This is a genomic window from Bradyrhizobium sp. MOS001 (genome assembly GCF_004634465.1).
In the GTDB taxonomy this organism is placed as follows: domain Bacteria; phylum Pseudomonadota; class Alphaproteobacteria; order Rhizobiales; family Xanthobacteraceae; genus Bradyrhizobium; species Bradyrhizobium barranii.
Genome location: NZ_SPVJ01000014.1, coordinates 107826 through 126056, shown reverse-complemented (window position 1 = coordinate 126056; position 18231 = coordinate 107826). Strand labels below are relative to the sequence as shown.

Sequence of the window (18231 nt, the reverse complement as noted above, 5' to 3'; positions counted from 1 at the left end):
ATCGGCCGGCGTTATCTTGACTGCCGCTAGATACGGGAAACGCCATGAGTGAAGAACACCACACCGAAGATCACGCCGACATCCGCGAAGCCGTCGCGAAGCTGTGCGCGCAGTTTCCCGGCGAGTACTGGCGCAAGCTCGATCGCGAGATGGCCTATCCCAAGGCCTTCGTCGATGCGCTGACGCAGGCCGGCTATCTCTCGGTGCTGATCCCCGAGGAATATGGCGGCGCGGGCCTGAAGCTTTCCGCCGCGGCTGCGATCCTCGAGGAGATCCAGCGCGCTGGCTGCAACGGCGGCGGCTGCCACGCCCAGATGTACACGATGGGTACGGTGCTGCGGCACGGCAACGACGAGCAGAAGGCAAAATATCTGCCGAAGATCGCAAGCGGCGAATTGCGGCTTCAGGCGTTCGGCGTCACCGAGCCGACCAGCGGCACCGACACCTCCTCGCTGAAGACCTTTGCGCGCAAGGAAGGCAACGACAGCTACATCGTCAACGGCCAGAAGATCTGGACCAGCCGGGCCGAGCATTCCGACCTGATGGTGCTGCTGGCGCGCACTACGCCGAAGGAGCAGAGCAAGAAGCGCACCGATGGTCTTTCGGTGTTCATCGTCGACATGCGCGAGGCCAAGAACAACGGCCTCGAGATCCGCCCGATCCGCACCATGATGAACCACGCCACCACCGAAGTGTTCTTTACCGACATGAAGGTGCCGGCGGAGAATCTGATCGGCGAGGAAGGCAAGGGGTTCCGCTACATCCTCTCCGGCATGAATGCCGAGCGCATCCTGATCGCCGCCGAATGCGTCGGCGACGCCAAATGGTTCATCGCCAAGGCCACGAACTACGCCAAGGAGCGCGCGGTGTTCGGCCGGCCGATCGGCCAGAACCAGGGCATTCAGTTTCCGATCGCCAAGGCCTACGCCTCGATGCGCGCGGCCGAGCTGATGGTGAAGGAAGCGACGCGCAAATACGAGGCCGGGCTCGACTGCGGCGCGGAGGCCAACATGGCCAAGATGCTGGCGGCCGATGCGTCGTGGGAAGCGGCAAACGCCTGCATCCAGACCCATGGCGGCTTCGGCTTCGCCGAGGAGTACGACGTCGAGCGCAAATTCCGCGAGACGCGGCTCTACCAGGTGGCGCCGATCTCGACCAACCTCGTGCTGTCCTACGTCGCCGAGCACGTGCTCGGCATGCCCCGCTCGTACTGAGGTCGCGTCATGGGAGCATTGGACGGGATCAGGGTGATTGCGGTCGAGCAGGCGGTCGCGGCGCCGTTCTGCTCGTCGCGGCTGGCAGACGCCGGCGCGGAGGTGATCAAGATCGAGCGGCCCGAAGGCGATTTCGCTCGCGGCTATGACGCGGCGGCCAAGGGCCAGAGCAGCTATTTCGTGTGGCTCAACCGCGGCAAGCAATCGGCGGTGGTCGATCTCGCAATGAAAGAAGGCTGCGCCGAGCTCGAGAAACTGATCGCGAGCGCGGACGTGCTGATCCAGAATCTCAAGCCGGGCTCGATGGACAAGCTCGGCTTTTCGCGCGAACGGCTGCTGAAGGACTATCCGAAGCTGATCTCGTGCACGATCACCGGCTATGGCGACGAAGGCCCCTACGCCCACCGCAAGGCCTATGACCTGCTGATCCAGGCCGAGAGCGGCCTTGCCTCGATCACCGGCAACCCTGATGGAGCCTCGCGAGTCGGCATGTCGATCGTCGACGTCGCGACCGGCGCCACCGCGCATGCGGCGATCCTGGAAGCGCTGATCGCGCGCGGGCGCACCGGCAAGGGCTGTGACATCCGCATCTCCATGTTCGACGTGATGGCCGACTGGTGCACCGTGCCGCTGCTCAATTCCGAAGCCGGCAATCCGCCGAAGCGGATGGGCCTGCGCCATCCCTCGATCGCGCCCTACGGCGTGTTCACCTCGAAGGACGGCAAGGACATCCTGATCTCGATCCAGAGCGAGCGCGAGTGGAAGACGCTCTGCGTCAAGGTGCTAGACCAGCCCGATTTGCCGGCCGATCCGCGCGTCGCCAACATGGTCGAGCGCGTGCGCAACCGCGATTTCACCGACACGACGGTCGCAGATATCTTCGGCAAGATGACGCGCGACGAGCTGTTGAAGCGGCTGTCGGACGCCGACATCGCCTTTGCCGAGGTCAACACCATGGCCGACCTCACCAATCATCCGCATCTGCGCCGCATCGAGGTCGACACGCCGCAGGGACGTGTCAGCTATCCCGCGCCGGCGCCGATCATCGTCGGCGAGACCCGCGCTTACGGCGCTGTGCCCGCCATCGGCGAGCGGCCGGCCAGGAAGTCATAACAAGAGCGAGGCGTCATGACCGAGAAGCTCGACATCGACCACTTGCGGCAATGGATCGGCCGCAGCACCGAGGCCACCGACATCGTCACCGCGCAGCTCGTGAAGGGCCTGCGCGCGACCCTGTTCCAGGAGGTCGGCGAGCCCAAAGCGGGCGATGCCGCGCCGTTCACGGTGCATTGGTGCCTGGCGCAGCCGGTGTTTCCGATGTCGATGCTCGGCCCCGACGGCCATCCGACCCGCGGCGGCTTCCTGCCGCCGGTGCCGTTGCCGCGCCGGATGTGGGCCGGCGGCGAGATCGAATTCCTGCAGCCGCTGCGCGTCGGCGATGAATCGACGCGGACCTCGCGCATCGCCGACGTGCAGGTGAAATCGGGCACGACCGGCACGCTGTGCTTCGTCTCGGTCGAGCACAGCATCTCCTCGCCGCGGGGCATTGCCATCCGCGAGCGGCAGGACATCGTCTATCGCGAGATGACGAGCAGCGCGCCCGCCGGCGCCAAGGCCCCGCCCCCGCCGCCGAAGGCGCAGCACCGCGAGACGCATGTGTCCGATCCCGTGCTGCTGTTTCGTTATTCCGCGCTGACCTTCAACGGTCACCGCATCCATTACGACCGTGACTACGTCACCAAGGTCGAGGGCTATCCGGGCCTGATCTTCCATGGGCCGCTGCAGGCGTCGCTGATCGTGGAGATGGCGGCGAAGCTGCACGACGGCAAGGCACCGAAGAAATTCACCTATCGCGGCGTGCAGCCGCTGTTCGAGGGCACCGAGTTCTCCATCAACGCCAACGAGACCGAGGCGGGAATGGAGCTGTGGACCGCGAATGCGGAGGGACAGCCGACGATGAAGGGCGCGGCGGTGTGGTAGGCACCGCTATTAGACCCTCACCCTGAGGAGCGCGCCCCTTCGCGCGCGTCTCGAAGGGCGAGGCCACCAGCCGGGCCTTCATCCTTCGAGACGCGCGTTCCGCGCTCCTCAGGATGAGGAATTTACAGGGGACGGAAACCATGTCCAAGAACGGCAAGAGCGGCAGCAAGTCCGTCACCGTGAAGCAGGCGACGCTCGATCTGCTGCGCTCGCTGGGCATCGACAGGGTGTTCGGCAACCCCGGTTCGACCGAACTGCCGTTCCTGAGCGACTGGCCTGATGACATCGACTACGTGCTGGCGCTGCAGGAAGCCTCCGCCGTCGGCATGGCCGATGGTTACGCGCAGGCGACGCGCAATGCCGGCTTCGTCAATCTGCATTCGGCGGCCGGCGTCGGCAACGCGCTCGGCAATATCTACACCGCGCACCGCAACCAGACGCCGCTCGTGATCACCGCGGGCCAGCAGGCGCGCTCGATCCTGCCCTTGCAGGCGTTCCTCTATGCCGAGCGCGCCTCGGAATTCCCGCGGCCTTACGTCAAATACAGCGTCGAGCCGGCCCGGCCCGAGGACGTTCCGGCCGCGATCGCGCGGGCCTATTACACCGCGATGCAGCCGCCCTGCGGGCCGACCTTCGTGTCGATCCCGATCGACGACTGGGCGCATGCGACCGCACCGGTCGAGGCGCGCAAGGTCAGCCGCGAGATCGGGCCCGAGCCGGACGCGATGAAGGCGCTCGTCGCCGCGCTCGGCTCAGCAAAACACCCTGCCCTCGTGGTCGGCCCCGGCATCGACCGCGCCGGCGCGGTCGATTTGATGGTGCGCGTGGCCGAGAAAGCCAAGGCCAGCGTCTGGGTCAGCCCGTTCTCCGCGCGCTGCTCGTTCCCCGAGCGTCATCCGCAATTCGCGGGGTTCCTGCACGCCTCGCCGGCGCAGCTGTCCGATGCGCTGCGCGAGCACGATCTCGTCGTCGTCATCGGCGCGCCGGTGTTCACCTTCCATGTCGAAGGCCATGCCGCGATCTTCGATGGCGGCGCGACGATTTTTCAGATCACCGACGATCCGGACGCGGCGGCGGTGACGCCGGTCGGCACCAGCATCATCGCGACCATGAAGCCGGCGCTGAGCCTGCTGCTCGACTTGCTGCCGGAGAGCAAACGCGCGACGCCGAAAGGCCGCACGCTGCCGTCGGCGCCGCAGGCCGCCGACCCGCTGCCGGTCGAATTTTTGCTGCATTCGCTGTCGCAGGCGATGCCGGATGACGCGTCGCTGGTCGAGGAAGTGCCCTCGCACCGACCGGCGATGCAGAAGTTCATGCCGATGCGCGGCCAGGACAGTTTCTACACCATGGCGAGCGGTGGCCTCGGTTACTCCCTGCCCGCGGGGGTCGGCATGGCGCTCGGCAAGCCGAAGCAGCGGACGGTGTGCCTGATCGGCGACGGCTCGGCGATGTATTCGATCCAGGCGCTGTGGACCGCCGCGCAACGAAAACTGCCGCTGACCATCGTCGTCATCAACAATTCCGGCTACGGCGCGATGCGCTCGTTCAGCCAGGTGATGCAGGTGAGGAACGTGCCGGGGCTGGAGCTGCCGGGGATCGATTTCGTCAGGCTCGCCGAGGGCATGGGCTGCCATGCGGTGCGGGTGAGCAAGGCCGCGGAGCTGGGCGAGGCGCTCAAGCGCGGAATGGCGTTCGAGGGGACGAGCCTCGTCGAGGTCGTCGTGGATTCGGCGGTGCCGGTGCTGTACGGGCAGAAGCATTAGGGGGGCGCGTAGCCCGGATGGAGCGAAGCGAAATCCGGGAATCGTGGCACAAGCGAGTCGACCCGGATTACGCTGCGCTCCATCCGGGCTACGAACTACGACTACGACATCACGACGCCAAAAATCCCCCGTCCGCCGCGAGCACGTGGCCAACGACATACGACGACGCGTCGGACGACAGCCACACCACGGCCTCCGCCACTTCCTCCGGGCTCCCCATCCGCCGCAGCGGCAGGCCCGCACTGACGGTTGCGACATCGCCGACGCCGGCGCGCAGCATCATGTCGGTGACGACGCGGCCGGGCGCGATGGCGTTGATGCGGATGCCGCGCGGGGCGTTCTCCATCGCGGCCGAGCGTGTCAGCGAGATCGCCGCCGCCTTCGAGGCCGAGTAGAGCGAGAAGCCGGGATTGGGATTGCGCACGCCGCTGACGGAGGCGTTGACGACGATGCTGCCGCGGCCCTGCGCCAGCATCGCCGGCAGTTGATGGCGCAGGCACAGGAACAGCGCACGGACATTGGTGTCGAACACCGTGTCGTAGATCTCCGTGCCCTGCTCTTCCAGCGGCGCGCGGCGCTCCTGGAATCCGGCATTGTTGAAGGCGACATCGAGCCGGCCGCAGCGCTCGACCGCCGTGCGAACCAGCCGTTCGACGTCATCCTCTTGCGTGATGTCGGTTTGGATCGCGATCGCGTCAGCGCCGAGCTCCCGGCACGCTGCGGCGGTGTCCTTGATTTCGGCCTCCCGCCGTCCCGCGACAACAATCGCCTCCGCACCTTCCGAGGCCATCCGCAGCGCCGTGGCGCGGCCGATGCCGCTGCCGCCGCCCGTGACGAGGCAGACCTTGCCTCTCATCCGCATCCCGGCCGGCACAGTTCCGCTCATGGCTCACTCCAAAACGCTTGCGCGCGACGTTGCGCGCATATAGTTGTATGATACAACTATATGCCGGGAGTCAAGATGGCCGAGCTTGCGCTGATCGACGACATCCGCGCCGCCTCGCGATTGATGGTGCGGGAGCTCGGCTTCATGGATGCGACGGTGGCGGCCTCGGACTATCCGCCCTCGGCGGTGCACACCATTTTGGAGATCGGCATCCGCGGCCCGATGAACTCAGGCGACCTCGGCGATTTCCTGCGGCTGGAGAAATCCAGCGTCAGCCGCCTGGTGCGCAAGCTGGTCGATTGCGGCGAGCTGCGGGAGACGCCTGATGAAGCCGACGCGCGCAGCAAGCTCTTGTCGCTGACGGCGAAGGGCCGGCGCACGCTGGAGGCGCTGCACGCGTTCGGACGCCAGCAGGTGCGCGGCGCGCTGGCCGCGCTGACAGAGGCCGAGCAGCGCACGGTGCGCGAGGGCATGATGCTCTATGCCCGGGCGCTGCGGCAGAGCCGCATGGAGGATGAGGGGGAGTCGGCGGCGTAGCCGTATTCTCAGTGTCATCGCCCGCGAAGGCGGGCGATCCAGTATTCCAGAGACGGCTGTGATTCCTCGACAGGCCGCGGCGTACTGGATGCCCCGTTTCCGCGGGGAATGACAGCGGTGCGGGTGGCACCAGCCTACCCTACTTCCCGAACTCCTCCCGCATCTTGGCCTGGATCTTGGCCATGCCGCCGATCCAGCGGTCGTAATTCTCGGTCTTCTTGCGCATGTAACCGAGCACCTGGGGGTGCGGCAGGATCAGGAACGTCTCCTGCTCGAGGCCGGCGAGCACGTCTTTCGCGACCTGCTCCGGCGTGAGATCGCCGTCGCCGGATTGCGGGCCCTTCGGGATCGAGCGCAGCATGTTGGTGTCGACGCCCTGCGGGCAGAGGATCGACACCTTGATGTTGTGGGCCTTGTGCGAGATCGCGAGGTTTTCGGCAAAGCCGACCGCGGCGTGCTTGGTGGTGGAGTAAGCGGGGCTTCCGACCTGCGACAGCAGACCTGCCGCCGAAATCGTATTGAGAAAATATCCGCCGCCGCGCGCCTTCATGCGGGGAATGAGATACCGCGCCGCATAGACATGGGCCATGACATGGATCGCCCAGCTCCGCTGCCACGGCTCGTCGGAGGCGCCGCCGGCATTGACCGACATCGGATCGAAGCCGCCGCCGATGCCGGCATTGGAGCAGAACAATTCGATCGGGCCGAACTGCCGTTCGGTCTCCTCGATGACGTGGGCGATCTCTTTTTCCTGCGCGACGTCGCATCTGAAGGCCGCGCCATCCACCGTGGCGGCGACGGCTCTTGCATTGGCGGCGTCCATGTCCGCGACGACGACCTTGGCGGCACCCGCCTTGTGGAAGGCCTCGCACAGCGCCTTGCCGATGCCGTTTGCGCCGCCCGTGACGACCACGACCTTGCCGGTCACCTGCATGCGACGTCTCCTCTTTGTCTTGTAGCGCTTCTCTTTTCGGATAGCGCTTCGCTATCTTATACCGCTTCGCTTATTCCGCTTCGCGGATCTTGCTCAGCTCAACACGAGGTCGAGCACCGCGGTATAATGGCACGCCGCGCCGGCCAAGACAAAGCCGTGCCAGATCGCATTCTGGAAGCGCAGCCGCCGCCAGGCATGGAAGATCACGCCAAAGCTGTAGAGCAGGCCGCCCGCAAGGATGAAGCCCAGCACCAGCGCAGGCAGCGCCTTGACCACGGCGTCGTAGACCATCACGCCGCTCCAGCCCATCGCGAGATAGATTCCGACTGCGACGCGGTCGAACCGGCCGGGGTAGAGAAGTTTCAGCACGATACCCAGGATCGCGACGCACCAGACGCCACCGAGCAGCACCAGCGCGAACACACTGTCCCTCACCTCGAGGATGAACGGCGTATAGGTCGCCGCGATCAGCAGATAGATCGCGCAATGGTCGAATCGCCGCAGCAGCCATTTGGCCGGCGAGACCGGCCAGAGATTATAGGTCGCCGACAGCACCAGCATCGAGAGCAGGCCGGCGACATAGATCGAGACCCCGACGATGTTGGTGGCGTCGGCATAAACCGCCGTCAGCACCACCAGGACCGTGGCGGCGACGATGCCGCAGAACACGCCGATCGCGTGGATCACGCCGTCCGCGATCAATTCGGCACGGTCGTAGTTCCAGCCGATCGCGTCGGCCGCGGCGTGGACGGAGGTGGATGCAAGCTGTTTCAGCTGGAAGACGGTCATGGCAATCCGCAAGGCTAAGACAATGCCCTCTTGTAGGGTCTTTCGCGATCGGCGCATCGTTCAAACGGCTGATTTGCCGACAAAGGCGGTGGAAGTATGAAGCTTGATTTTCCCTACGCAATTGCCACTTTTGTGAACGGCTTCACTGTTCCGCCCGCCCCGAGATCAATCACGTTCATATGGCATTCAGTTTCCAGGATATGGTCGAAGAAGCGCGGCTGTCGGCCAGGGCGCTGATCGACTATGGTGAGCACTTCTTCAACCCGACGGTGCGTCTCGGGGTCACCGGCCTGTCACGGGCCGGTAAGACCGTATTCATTACCGCGCTGATCCACGGCCTCACCCGTGGCGGCCGCTTTCCGGTGTTCGAGGCCTATGCCTCGGGCCGGATCGCGCGGGCGCATCTGGCGCCGCAGCCGGACGACGCCGTGCCGCGCTTCGCCTATGAGAACCATTTGCGCGCGCTGCTCGAGGAGCGGCGCTGGCCGAACTCGACCGTCGACATCAGCGAACTCAGGCTCGTCATCGACTATCAGCGCCAGAACGGCGCCGATCGCACATTGACGCTCGACATCGTCGATTATCCCGGCGAGTGGTTGCTCGACCTGCCGCTGCTCCAGAAGAGCTATGAGCAATGGTCAGCCGAAAGCCTCGCGCTGTCGCGCGAGGCGCCGCGCGCGCATCTTGCGGGGGATTGGCACGCGCATCTCGCGACGCTCAAGCCCGAGGCGCGCGAGGACGAGCAGGCGACGCTGACGGCGGCAAAGCTCTTCACCGGCTATTTGCGCGCCTGCCGCGACGAGCGCTTCGCGATGAGCCTGCTGCCGCCCGGCCGCTTCCTGATGCCCGGCAATCTCGCCGACACGCCGGCGCTGACTTTTGCGCCGCTCGACGTGCCTGTGGGCGGCCAGGCACCGGACGGCTCGCTGTGGGCGATGATGGTCCGCCGCTTCGAGGCCTACAAGGACGTCGTGGTGCGGCCGTTCTTCCATGATCATTTTGCCCGGCTCGATCGCCAGATCGTACTGGCCGATGCGCTCGCGGCGTTCAACTCCGGCCCCGAAGCGCTGCACGATCTCGAAGCCGCGCTTGCCGGAATTCTCGACTGCTTCCGCATCGGCCGCAGCACGTTCCTCTCCAGCCTGTTCCGGCCGCGTATCGACCGCATCCTGTTCGCGGCGACCAAGGCGGACCATCTGCATCATTCCAGTCACGACCGGCTCGAGGCGGTGCTGCGCCGCGCCGTCACCCGCGCGGTGGTGCGCGCGGAAGATACCGGCGCGGAGATCGACGTGGTGGCGCTCGCCGCAGTTCGCGCCACGCGCGAGGCCCAGGTCGCGCATGGCCGCGACAAATTGCCGTCGATCCTGGGAACGCCAGCGGCCGGCGAAAGCGCCGGCGGCGAGTTCTTTGACGGCAACACGGAGGTTGCGACCTTTCCGGGTGACCTGCCGCAGGACCCCGAGCCGCTGTTCAACGGCACCGGCGCGTTCCGGGGCCTCGCGACCGAGGCCGCCGAGAAGAGCGATTTTCGCTTCCTGCGCTTCCGTCCGCCAAAGCTCGAACGCGAGGGCAATGACGAGCCGGCGCTGCCACACATCCGCCTCGACCGTGCCCTGCAGTTCCTGATCGGAGACAAGCTGTCATGAACGATCGATCCAAGCCGCGGCGGCCGGCGACGTTCCGGCTCGACGATCCCGGCGTCGTCGTCACCGAAGCCGACGAGACCAGCCGGCTCGGACGCGCCACGATCCAGATCACGCCGGAGCACGATCCGCAGGCATTGCCGGTGCCGATCGAGGCCGCGCTTCCGGCGCGGCGCGGCTTTCCCTGGGGCACGCTGTTCTGGTCCGGGCTCGGCGGGCTGACGCTGCTCGGCACCGGGCTCGGCGTGGTCCGTCTGATCGAGGATCTGTTTGCGCGCAGCGAAACGCTCGGCTTCGTCGGCCTCGCATTCGCCTTCGTCACCGCACTGGCGCTCGCGGTGGTGATCGGGCGCGAGGCCTTCGGGCTGGCGCGCCTTGCAACCATCGAGAAGCTGCATGCGCGCGCCGCCGCGGTCCTTGCCAGCGACGATCGCAAGGAGAGCCGCGTGATCGTGCAGGACCTGCTGAAGATCGCGCACCAGAACCCGCAGCTCGCCCGCGCGCGCGCCACGCTGGAAAGCCACACCGGCGATATCATCGACGGCGCCGACATGATCCGGCTTGCCGAGCGCGAACTGATGTCGCCGCTGGACGCGGAAGCGCGGCGGCTGGTGTCGTCGGCCGCACAAAAGGTCTCGATCGTGACCGCAGTTTCGCCGCGCGCGGCGATCGACGTATTGTTCGTGTTCGTGGCCGCGTTGCGCCTGATCCGTCAGCTCGCTTTTCTCTATGGCGGCCGCCCCGGCGCGCTCGGCATGATCCGCCTGCTCCGCCACGTGATCGCCCATCTCGCCATCACCGGCGGCATGGCCGCGAGCGACAGCCTGGTGCAGCAGATGCTGGGCCATGGGATTGCGGCAAAGCTGTCTCAGCGGCTTGGCGAAGGTGTGCTGAACGGATTGCTGACCGCGCGGCTGGGTCTGGCCGCGATCGACGTGACGCGGCCGCTGCCGTTCGCGGCGCTGCCGCCGCCAAAACTGTCGGACCTCGCGACGGATCTGCTGCGGAAGAAGGACGAGGAGTAGCGGCGCTATCCGCGCCATCGTTCGCGCCATTCGCCGGACCGACCCATGGCGCGCCGTCTGAAAGAGCGAAGCTTAAGCTCGCGGTTCATCGGGAAAGTCGAAGCTGACAATGATAAACCCGACCGCACCAAACACCAACAGCGCCAGGAACAGTGCCGCAACAGCAAAGGACCACACGAAAGGCTCCGAGCAGCTGATGCCACCCAATCGAGCCAACGAGCGGAATATCATCCCTCGCCGGCTGATCTGAGGCAGACCCGGACGGGGTTAAAGGGCAATTGTCCGGTAAAATGACGTTGCTCAGTCAAGCCGCACCTCGCAAGCGAACTATCGAGTTAGCCCTTTCGAGTATTGGAGGATTATGTGCCGCAGTTAATGGCAACTGAGCACAAGGAAGCGGCAATTCAAGTCGCCGCTTTCAAGTCAGCCTCTGGCCGCCCCATCCACGGCGCATCAGCCCGTTAAGAAACTGGTTACCAGTCAATGTCACCATTTGCATATTAGGCCGCCATATGCGGCGCGCATTCTGAGAACGGCTCAATATTTCGACACGCCCGGTTGGCGGTCTCTTTCAGGAGAGGCCCAATGTTTAAGGGCTTAATGGCAGCGCTTGTGGCGCTGATCAGCACACTGCAACTGGATCGATACCTGACCAACGGCCGGTACACCGACGCGGCCATGGATATGCTGCGGCATATCAGGCGCGCGTTTGGATTTTGAGGTGCACTGGACGATTTGAGGCCGGTGATGAAGGGCATCCCATGGACTGATCTCGACGCGGAGGAGCAACGCGCCATTGCGATATTGGGCGCCGGGCTCTCCATCGAGCTGTGCGACCCCGTCGCTCTGCCAAGATTGAGGCGGCTCGGGCTGATCGCAGGGTCTCGTTTGACCGCTGCTGCGCACGAGTTGCGGAGGCGCGTTGTTCTGGAAGAACTCAGTGCGCGGGATTGAGCCGCGTAACCAATTGGCACGCTCGATCCTCGGCTGGTCGGGAGTGCCTTGCCGGGGCTAACAAGGCGTGGGGAGTTTGATGGTGGCAGGTGCAATTGAGCTGATCGTGGAGGGCTACGTTTCCCTCAGGGACCAAGCAGCTCTTGATGAGCTTCGAACACAGCGTCGCAAACTTATCGCAGATCTCGATGCATGTACCGGGATCGACTGCAGGAGTACGATCCGGCAGATCGAGGAAGACATCGTCGTGATTGAGGCCGGGCTGGCGCGGTTGCCGGCCTAGTCGGCCGGATGTTCAGAGATTGCCCGGTGTCGTATCGACAACGGTGCACTCGGTGTGGATCAGGTCCTTCTTGGTCACCCGCACGCTGCCAAGATAATAACCTCGCTCCTGGACGGCTGCCCTGATCTCGTCGCTGACCTTGAGAACTCTCGCTCTGCTCTTGCGCCATTTGTTGGAAGAGTAGAGCGCGGGCATCGGAGAGCCGTTGCTGACGACGAGGAAGTCCCGCTTGCCATTGCGATAGACATCAAACATGTCCTATCCCCGTAGATAATATCAATAAGAGAAAATATGCTTCGTCACGATAGCTCCAGCTTAGTGGCTTAAATGCCTGAGCGGGTGGTAATCTGGGATGGCGGCCTGTGAATGTCGGGAAAAATGCTGGTTGCAGCTAAGCGATCAGCTCAGATTTCTGTTTGTATGTTGTTCTCATGCCACGCCAGGCCGCTTCAACGCGTGGCCTCGTTTGCATTTGGGCCCCCACAAGGGGAGAAGGGAAGAAGGGTGCCTCGTTAGGCGAGCGTACGTTTCTCGAATTCCCCCGCCAGCACCCGCCATTGAAACAGCGGCGAATCCGTTGGCGGCGAGAGTTCCGGCGTCCAGCCGGTGAGCTTCTCAATCACGTAGGTATCCGTCAGAACGCCGCGCCACCGACGTTCGACCTGGCCGAGCTGCTCGCGCTTCGCAGGGATCGATCCCCACACCGGTGCGCGATTGTCCGGCTCTCGCCCGACATAGATGCCCGCATGCCCGCTGATCCGATCCATGCCGGGATCGCGAAAATCCTGGAAGCGGCCGCGTTCGTTGATCTCGACGACGGGCACGCGGCCCCTGAACAGCCAGCGCATCATCGCGTAGGTGCGATAGTCCGTGGTCGCGATCCAGGTCGCGCCGGTCTCGTCGAGCGCAGCCTGCGCACGCGCCGCGATCTGCTCGTAGCCGGCTTCGGCGCCGATCGGATCGATCTTGCCGAGTAGGTTCCAGGGCGCGGCGACGTAGTACAGGAATACGATGACGACGAAGGCGATCCCCGTGACGACCGCCGTGTTGAGCCAGAAGATACTCGAGCGGATCATCCGCGCCGACCAGTGCTCGTGCGACAGCATGACGAGGTTGACCGCAGCGGCGGCAAAGCCGACCGGCCACATGAACATCGGCCAGGTGTCGCCGACCCTGAGCGTCGTCGACTTGAAGAAGAAATAGAGGAACGGCACCAGCACCGCGGTCGACAGCAGGATCGCGACCGGCTCGCGCGTGCGATAGCCGCGCCACGCCGTCATCACGAGGCCTGACAGCACGACCGGCAGCATGACGAAGCCGACCAGCCCGAATTGCAGGCCGATGTAGTCGCCGATGGTGCGCAGCGAGATGCCGTAATTGGCAGTGGCCCGCACGCCCTGGAAACGGAACGAGGCCCAGTCGTGCTGCGCGTTCCAGATCAGCACCGGGGAGAACACGGCGATCGCGATCAGCACCGCGAGATAGGGGTAAGGACTTCGCAGCCAGCGCCAGCGCCAATCCGGCACCAGCAGAAACGCGGCGACCGCCGGCGCGAACATGATCGCGGTGAATTTCGACAGCATCGACAGCCCGGCGAACAGGCCCGCCGCCAGCCACCAGCGTCCGTCGCCGCCCTGCGCGAGCCGCACCAGGGCCCACATCATCGCCACCGCGAACGGGATCATGGCAACGTCCGGCGCGACCTTGGCCATCAGCAGGCCGTAATAGAGCGCAGCCTCCGGCATCAGCACCGCGAACATGATGGCGCGCGCATCATGAGTGAGGCGGCGGACCATGTCGGCGAGCAGCAGCTGCGTCACCAGCATCGCGACGATGCCGCCGAAGCGGACGCCGAGCACGGTGTCGCCGAAGATCGCGGTGCCAAAACGGATGAACCAGGCGATCATGGGGGGATGATCGAGGAAGCTGAGCGCTGCCTCCTTCGACCAGGTCCAGTAATAGGCCTCGTCGGTGCGCAGCTCGATCGCGGAGGCGTAGACGATCCGCAGCAGCGTCATCGCGGCAATGACGAGCACGGCCATAACGAGGGGTCGGCGCGCGGCGCCGGCTGGGGACACGGTCATATCAGGGGCTGTCGTCACGGCCGCGCTTTTCGCCAACCTGGGAGGGGGAGTCAATGCAGGGGGTGGTGCCGCAAACACCGGTGTCGTCCCGGGGCGCGACGAAGTCGCGAGCCCGGGACCCATAGCCACAGGGAGGAGTCGTGGCGCGAACTGGTAACCACGAGTCTTCGTCAAATCCGATCCTGTGGCTATGGATCCCGGATCGGCGCGCCGCTTGTCCGGGACGACAGCGGTGGGTGTGGCGCGCGCCTTTGCCCACCCTACGGTTCGGTAACCTTGCCGCGCATGTGATCAGGCCAGCTGTCCGCCCCTGGAATTAAACGCTACGCTGGCTGTTCTCCTTCATGAACTGATACAAACTGAATCATGGCCACTGCATCCTCACGATTGTCCGAACTGTCCCGCGCGACCAGCATGCGGCAGGTTCGGCTGGTCTGCGGCGTCATCCTGTTCTCCTACGTGGTGAGCCATTTCCTCAACCATGCGCTCGGCAACATCTCGGTCGATGCCATGGAGATCGGGGTCTACTATCACACGGCGTTCTGGCGGTTCCTCCCCATCGCGATCGTGTTCTATACGGCCGCGCTCACGCATATGGGGCTCGGCATCTACGCGCTCTATCAACGCCGCCAGTTCCGCTGGCGGACGATCGAGCCGCTCCAGCTCGTGCTTGGCTTGAGCATCCCCGCCCTCGTCATGGCCCATGTGATCGGCGTCCGGCTCGGCTACACGCTGTACGGGCACCAGAAACTCTATCCGCAGGAACTCTATCTGTTCTTCGTCACCTCGAACCGCATCTGGACCATGACGATCCTGCTGATCATCGCCTGGGTCCATGGCTGCATCGGCATCTATTTCTGGCTGCGCCTGAAACCGTTCTTCGCGCGCGCCGCGCCTTATCTGCTCGCCGCCGCCGTGCTGATCCCGACGCTGTCGCTGCTCGGCGTCTACCAGGGCGGACGCAGTGTCCAGATCGAGGTCGACGACGGCGAATGGCGCACGCACAATCTCACCCGCCGCCAGCTCGGCTCGACCGCGGAAGCCGCGACGCTCGACCGCATCACCGGCGGCCTCACCATCGGCTATGTCGGCCTGCTCGGACTGGCGCTGGCGGCACGCGGCGTGCGCGCCTTGCGCGAGCGGCGCCGCGGCATGATCGCGCTGTCCTACGGCAACGGCAAGACGGTGCGCGTGCCGAAGGGTCTCTCCGTGCTGGAGGCGAGCCTGCGCCACAATGTGCCGCATGCCAGCGTCTGCGGCGGCCGCGCCCGCTGCTCGACCTGCCGCATCCGCATCATCGGCGATCATGCCGCCCTGCCCGTGCCGTCGCAGCGCGAGGCCTTCGTGCTCGCGCGCGTCGGCACCGCCGATCCCTCGATCCGGCTTGCCTGCCAGCTGCGGCCGGACTCCGACCTCTCCTTCTTCCAGCTCTTCACGCCCCACACGCATTCGGCGGACGGACAGGCCTCGACATCAGCCAGAATCGGCCAGGAGCGCTACCTCGTCAGCCTGTTCGTGGACATGCGCGGTTCGACGCAGCTTGCCGAGAAGCGGCTGCCATTCGACACCGTTTTCATCGTCAACCGCTTCCTCGGCGCCGTCTCGCGGGCCGTGATCGAGAATGGCGGCCAGCCGAACCAGTTCGTCGGCGACGGCATGCTGGCGCTGTTCGGGCTGTCAGCCGATCCGGAGACCGCCTGCCGACAAGCGCTGAAGGCTGCCGCCGGCATCGCCACGCATATCGACGAGCTCAACGAGCTCCTGAGCCACGATCTCCGCCAGCCGATCCGCTTCGGCATTGGCATTCACGGCGGCGAGGTGATCATCGGCGATATCGGCTATCGCGATCACATCGTCTTCACCGCGCTCGGCGATGCCGTCAATGTCGCGGCCCGCCTCCAGGACATGACCAAGACGCTGGCCTGCGAAGCGATCGTCTCGGAGGAGGTCCGCCGCACCGCGGGCCTTGCCGACGATGCGCTGCCGCAGCAGGAGGTCGCGATCCGCGGCCGCGACGAGCCCCTGGCCGTGCGCGTCGTTGCGGACACGAGGCAGCTGTCGGCGCTGGTTGACCGAAGCGAGCGCGTCGCGGCCTGATTCTTCACCTCTCCCCGCAAGCGGGGAGAGGTCGGAATGCGCGCGCAGCGCGGATTCCGGGTGGGGGGGAGCCTCCGCGAATCCAACTCTCACCTCGCTCGCGGAGACTCCCCCTCACCCCACCCCTCTCCCCGCAGGCGGGGCGAGGGAGTGCACTGTCACTGCGGCTACAGCTCGGCAATCTCGTTACGAACGTAACACCGGCTTGCTGCAACGCAGCGACATGGGCCTGCTGCGAAAGCACGAATTGACTTCATCTCGATCGTTGCGACAGATGAGCGCGGGATCGCGGTGATGACTGCGGTCCAACGAAAAGCTCCGGGAGGAGACGAGAATGTTCGATCGACGCGACCTGCTCAAAGGAGCGGGCCTTGCCGCTATGGCGGCCACACTGAATTCCACCAGGGCGCTGGCACTCGACACCGTCACGCTTCCCTTCGCCAATGGCGAGCGGCCGCTGGTGAAATATCCGCAGAAGCGGCCGATGATCGGCCTGACCAGCCGGCCGCCGCAGCTCGAGACGCCGTTCGCGATCTTCAACGACGGTCCGATCACGCCGAATAACGCGTTCTTCGTGCGCTATCACCTCTCGGACCTGCCTTACAATCTCGATCCCGACAAGTTCACGCTCGAGGTCAAGGGCAAGGTCGACAAGCCGCTCAAGCTGTCGCTCAAGGACATCAGGAAAATGAAGGCGACCGAGATCGTCGCCGTCAATCAGTGCTCCGGCAACAGCCGCGGCTTCTCCGAGCCGCGTGTCGCCGGTGGCCAGCTCGCCAATGGCGCCATGGGCAATGCGCGCTGGCGCGGCGTGCCGCTGAAGGCCGTGCTGGAGATGGCGGGCGTGCAGAGCGGCGCCAAGCAGGTCACCTTCAACGGCATGGACGGCCCCGTCAGCGACAAGACGCCCGATTTCGTCAAGGCGCTCGATCTCGAGCACGCCACCGACGGCGAGGTGATGCTGGCCTATGGCATGAACGGCGAGGACCTGCCGTTCCTCAACGGCTTTCCGCTGCGCCTGATCGTGCCCGGCTATTACGGCACCTACTGGGTCAAGCACCTCAACGAGATCACCGTCATCGACAATGTCTATGACGGCTTCTGGATGAAGTCGGCCTATCGCATTCCGGACACGCCGAACAATGCGGTCGAACCGGGCACCGCGCCGAAGGCGACGATCCCGATCAACCGCTTCACCATCCGATCCTTCATCACCAGCGTTCCCGATGGCGCCAAGCTGAAGGCCGGCGGCACGACGCTGCGCGGCATCGCCTTCGACGGCGGCAAGGGCATCAAGGACGTCCAGGTTTCCACCGACGGCGGAAAGACCTGGGTCAGCGCCAAGCTCGGCAAGGATCTCGGCAAATACTCATTCCGTGAATGGAAGCTGCCGGTGAAGCTCGCGGCGGGCGCCCACGAGCTCAAGGTGCGCGCCACCGGCAATGGCGGCGAGACCCAGCCGGATGCGCCACGCTGGAACCCGGCGGGTTATCTACGCAACGTCGTCGAAACCGTCCGCGTCACCGTGGCCTGAGGGAGAATGATCATGCAGCGCACCGTTCTCCTCGCCATCTCACTCGCCGTCGCCGCAATGGTCGGTTCGGCCCTTGCAGCGCCGCTCAACTACAAGACGCCCGACGAGGTCGCCGCCTTCAAGCCGGGCCCCAATCTCGAGGTCGTGCAGGGCAATTGCAGCGCCTGCCACTCGGCCGATTACGTCAACACGCAGCCGCCGATGAAGGACAAGAAAGGTTTTTGGCAGGCCGAGGTGACCAAGATGATCAAGGTCTATGGCGCCCCGATCGACGATGCCGATGTCGGCAAGATCGTCGATTATCTGGCCGCGACTTATTGACGGATGGCGCGCGGCGTGCCGATCAATTGACCGCGAAACGGGCAAAATCGGCAAAAACGCTGCGAAGTTGAGCGGAATTCGGCGAAATGCCGATATGGTTTGAGCTACCAAGCCGGCCACATTCCGCGTATCCTGTTAGGACCGAACCGGCCGGTTGGCGGGGACTGGCGGTTCGAGATCTCGG

Annotated in this window: 17 protein-coding genes; 12 read left to right on the top strand and 5 right to left on the bottom strand. The window is 65.0% G+C overall.

What is annotated here, in order from left to right:
* Positions 1–44 precede the first annotated feature (44 nt).
* From CT676_RS19710 to mdlC, 4 genes are all read left to right on the top strand, one after another.
* Positions 45–1214, top strand: coding sequence for an acyl-CoA dehydrogenase family protein (locus tag CT676_RS19710; RefSeq protein ID WP_063985425.1), 1170 nt, complete (start codon positions 45–47; stop codon positions 1212–1214).
* 9 nt (positions 1215–1223) lie between these two features.
* Positions 1224–2327 carry a CaiB/BaiF CoA-transferase family protein gene (locus CT676_RS19705; protein WP_085399832.1) on the top strand — a complete coding sequence of 368 codons (1104 nt, stop codon included), beginning with the start codon at positions 1224–1226 and terminating at the stop codon, positions 2325–2327.
* A gap of 15 nt (positions 2328–2342) precedes the next feature.
* Positions 2343–3194 carry a MaoC family dehydratase N-terminal domain-containing protein gene (locus tag CT676_RS19700; protein WP_085399831.1) on the top strand — a complete coding sequence of 284 codons (852 nt, stop codon included), beginning with the start codon at positions 2343–2345 and terminating at the stop codon, positions 3192–3194.
* Positions 3195–3334: 140 nt separating this feature from the next.
* Complete coding sequence (gene mdlC / locus CT676_RS19695; protein WP_085399830.1) at positions 3335–4957, top strand: benzoylformate decarboxylase; 1623 nt, start codon at positions 3335–3337, stop codon at positions 4955–4957.
* Between the two features lie 109 nt (positions 4958–5066).
* Here the strand turns inward: mdlC and CT676_RS19690 are convergent, their stop codons facing one another.
* Positions 5067–5843 (bottom strand): glucose 1-dehydrogenase, encoded by a 777-nt coding sequence (locus CT676_RS19690; RefSeq protein ID WP_063985429.1) that lies wholly within the window; start codon positions 5841–5843, stop codon positions 5067–5069.
* Positions 5844–5918: 75 nt separating this feature from the next.
* On the opposite strand from CT676_RS19690, the gene CT676_RS19685 reads away from it, so the two are divergent.
* Positions 5919–6380, top strand: coding sequence for a MarR family transcriptional regulator (locus CT676_RS19685; protein ID WP_085399839.1), 462 nt, complete (start codon positions 5919–5921; stop codon positions 6378–6380).
* 139 nt (positions 6381–6519) lie between these two features.
* Here the strand turns inward: CT676_RS19685 and CT676_RS19680 are convergent, their stop codons facing one another.
* Positions 6520–7314 (bottom strand): SDR family oxidoreductase, encoded by a 795-nt coding sequence (locus CT676_RS19680; RefSeq protein WP_085399829.1) that lies wholly within the window; start codon positions 7312–7314, stop codon positions 6520–6522.
* Between the two features lie 93 nt (positions 7315–7407).
* On the bottom strand, positions 7408–8103 hold the full coding sequence (locus CT676_RS19675) for a hemolysin III family protein (protein WP_028151267.1): 696 nt from the start codon (positions 8101–8103) through the stop codon (positions 7408–7410).
* A 179-nt stretch (positions 8104–8282) separates the two neighbouring features.
* Here CT676_RS19675 and CT676_RS19670 point away from each other — a divergent pair, with 179 nt between their 5' ends.
* The 4 genes from CT676_RS19670 (at position 8283) to CT676_RS19660 (ending at position 12011) form a co-directional block, all read left to right on the top strand.
* On the top strand, positions 8283–9752 hold the full coding sequence (locus CT676_RS19670; protein ID WP_085399828.1) for a YcjX family protein: 1470 nt from the start codon (positions 8283–8285) through the stop codon (positions 9750–9752).
* Entirely contained in the window at positions 9749–10774 is a 1026-nt protein-coding gene (locus CT676_RS19665) for a TIGR01620 family protein (RefSeq protein ID WP_085399827.1), read from the top strand. The genes CT676_RS19670 and CT676_RS19665 overlap by 4 nt, the downstream gene beginning before the upstream one ends.
* 585 nt (positions 10775–11359) lie before the next feature.
* Positions 11360–11494 (top strand): hypothetical protein, encoded by a 135-nt coding sequence (locus CT676_RS46075; protein WP_275552114.1) that lies wholly within the window; start codon positions 11360–11362, stop codon positions 11492–11494.
* A 316-nt stretch (positions 11495–11810) separates the two neighbouring features.
* Positions 11811–12011: a hypothetical protein gene (locus CT676_RS19660; protein WP_167768100.1), complete on the top strand. Its 201-nt coding sequence runs from the start codon at positions 11811–11813 to the stop codon at positions 12009–12011.
* A gap of 12 nt (positions 12012–12023) precedes the next feature.
* Here the strand turns inward: CT676_RS19660 and CT676_RS19655 are convergent, their stop codons facing one another.
* Both CT676_RS19655 and CT676_RS19650 read right to left on the bottom strand, forming a co-directional pair.
* Positions 12024–12266: a hypothetical protein gene (locus tag CT676_RS19655; protein ID WP_085399824.1), complete on the bottom strand. Its 243-nt coding sequence runs from the start codon at positions 12264–12266 to the stop codon at positions 12024–12026.
* 257 nt (positions 12267–12523) lie between these two features.
* Entirely contained in the window at positions 12524–14095 is a 1572-nt protein-coding gene (locus CT676_RS19650; RefSeq protein WP_244623209.1) for a glycosyltransferase family 39 protein, read from the bottom strand.
* A 366-nt stretch (positions 14096–14461) separates the two neighbouring features.
* Between CT676_RS19650 and CT676_RS19645 the strand changes: the two genes are divergently transcribed.
* The 3 genes from CT676_RS19645 to CT676_RS19635 all read left to right on the top strand — a co-directional run bounded on the left by CT676_RS19645 (position 14462) and on the right by CT676_RS19635 (position 18047).
* Entirely contained in the window at positions 14462–16192 is a 1731-nt protein-coding gene (locus CT676_RS19645) for an adenylate/guanylate cyclase domain-containing protein (RefSeq protein WP_135215202.1), read from the top strand.
* 334 nt (positions 16193–16526) lie between these two features.
* Complete coding sequence (locus tag CT676_RS19640; protein ID WP_085399821.1) at positions 16527–17726, top strand: molybdopterin-dependent oxidoreductase; 1200 nt, start codon at positions 16527–16529, stop codon at positions 17724–17726.
* 12 nt (positions 17727–17738) lie between these two features.
* Entirely contained in the window at positions 17739–18047 is a 309-nt protein-coding gene (locus CT676_RS19635) for a sulfite:cytochrome C oxidoreductase subunit B (protein WP_071917135.1), read from the top strand.
* Positions 18048–18231 lie beyond the last annotated feature (184 nt).

Bases quoted from the DNA above. Each gene is read 5' to 3' on its own strand.
- CT676_RS19685 (WP_085399839.1), top strand. From the start codon at position 5,919: ATGGCCGAGCTTGCGCTGATCGACGACATCCGCGCCGCCTCGCGATTG.
- CT676_RS19705 (WP_085399832.1), top strand. From the start codon at position 1,224: ATGGGAGCATTGGACGGGATCAGGGTGATTGCGGTCGAGCAGGCGGTC.
- CT676_RS19675 (WP_028151267.1), bottom strand. From the start codon at position 8,103: ATGACCGTCTTCCAGCTGAAACAGCTTGCATCCACCTCCGTCCACGCC.
- CT676_RS19650 (WP_244623209.1), bottom strand. From the start codon at position 14,095: ATGACCGTGTCCCCAGCCGGCGCCGCGCGCCGACCCCTCGTTATGGCC.
- CT676_RS19670 (WP_085399828.1), top strand. From the start codon at position 8,283: ATGGCATTCAGTTTCCAGGATATGGTCGAAGAAGCGCGGCTGTCGGCC.
- CT676_RS19680 (WP_085399829.1), bottom strand. From the start codon at position 7,314: ATGCAGGTGACCGGCAAGGTCGTGGTCGTCACGGGCGGCGCAAACGGC.
- mdlC (WP_085399830.1), top strand. From the start codon at position 3,335: ATGTCCAAGAACGGCAAGAGCGGCAGCAAGTCCGTCACCGTGAAGCAG.
- CT676_RS19690 (WP_063985429.1), bottom strand. From the start codon at position 5,843: ATGAGCGGAACTGTGCCGGCCGGGATGCGGATGAGAGGCAAGGTCTGC.
- CT676_RS19655 (WP_085399824.1), bottom strand. From the start codon at position 12,266: ATGTTTGATGTCTATCGCAATGGCAAGCGGGACTTCCTCGTCGTCAGC.
- CT676_RS19710 (WP_063985425.1), top strand. From the start codon at position 45: ATGAGTGAAGAACACCACACCGAAGATCACGCCGACATCCGCGAAGCC.
- CT676_RS19640 (WP_085399821.1), top strand. From the start codon at position 16,527: ATGTTCGATCGACGCGACCTGCTCAAAGGAGCGGGCCTTGCCGCTATG.
- CT676_RS46075 (WP_275552114.1), top strand. From the start codon at position 11,360: ATGTTTAAGGGCTTAATGGCAGCGCTTGTGGCGCTGATCAGCACACTG.
- CT676_RS19665 (WP_085399827.1), top strand. From the start codon at position 9,749: ATGAACGATCGATCCAAGCCGCGGCGGCCGGCGACGTTCCGGCTCGAC.
- CT676_RS19645 (WP_135215202.1), top strand. From the start codon at position 14,462: ATGGCCACTGCATCCTCACGATTGTCCGAACTGTCCCGCGCGACCAGC.
- CT676_RS19700 (WP_085399831.1), top strand. From the start codon at position 2,343: ATGACCGAGAAGCTCGACATCGACCACTTGCGGCAATGGATCGGCCGC.
- CT676_RS19635 (WP_071917135.1), top strand. From the start codon at position 17,739: ATGCAGCGCACCGTTCTCCTCGCCATCTCACTCGCCGTCGCCGCAATG.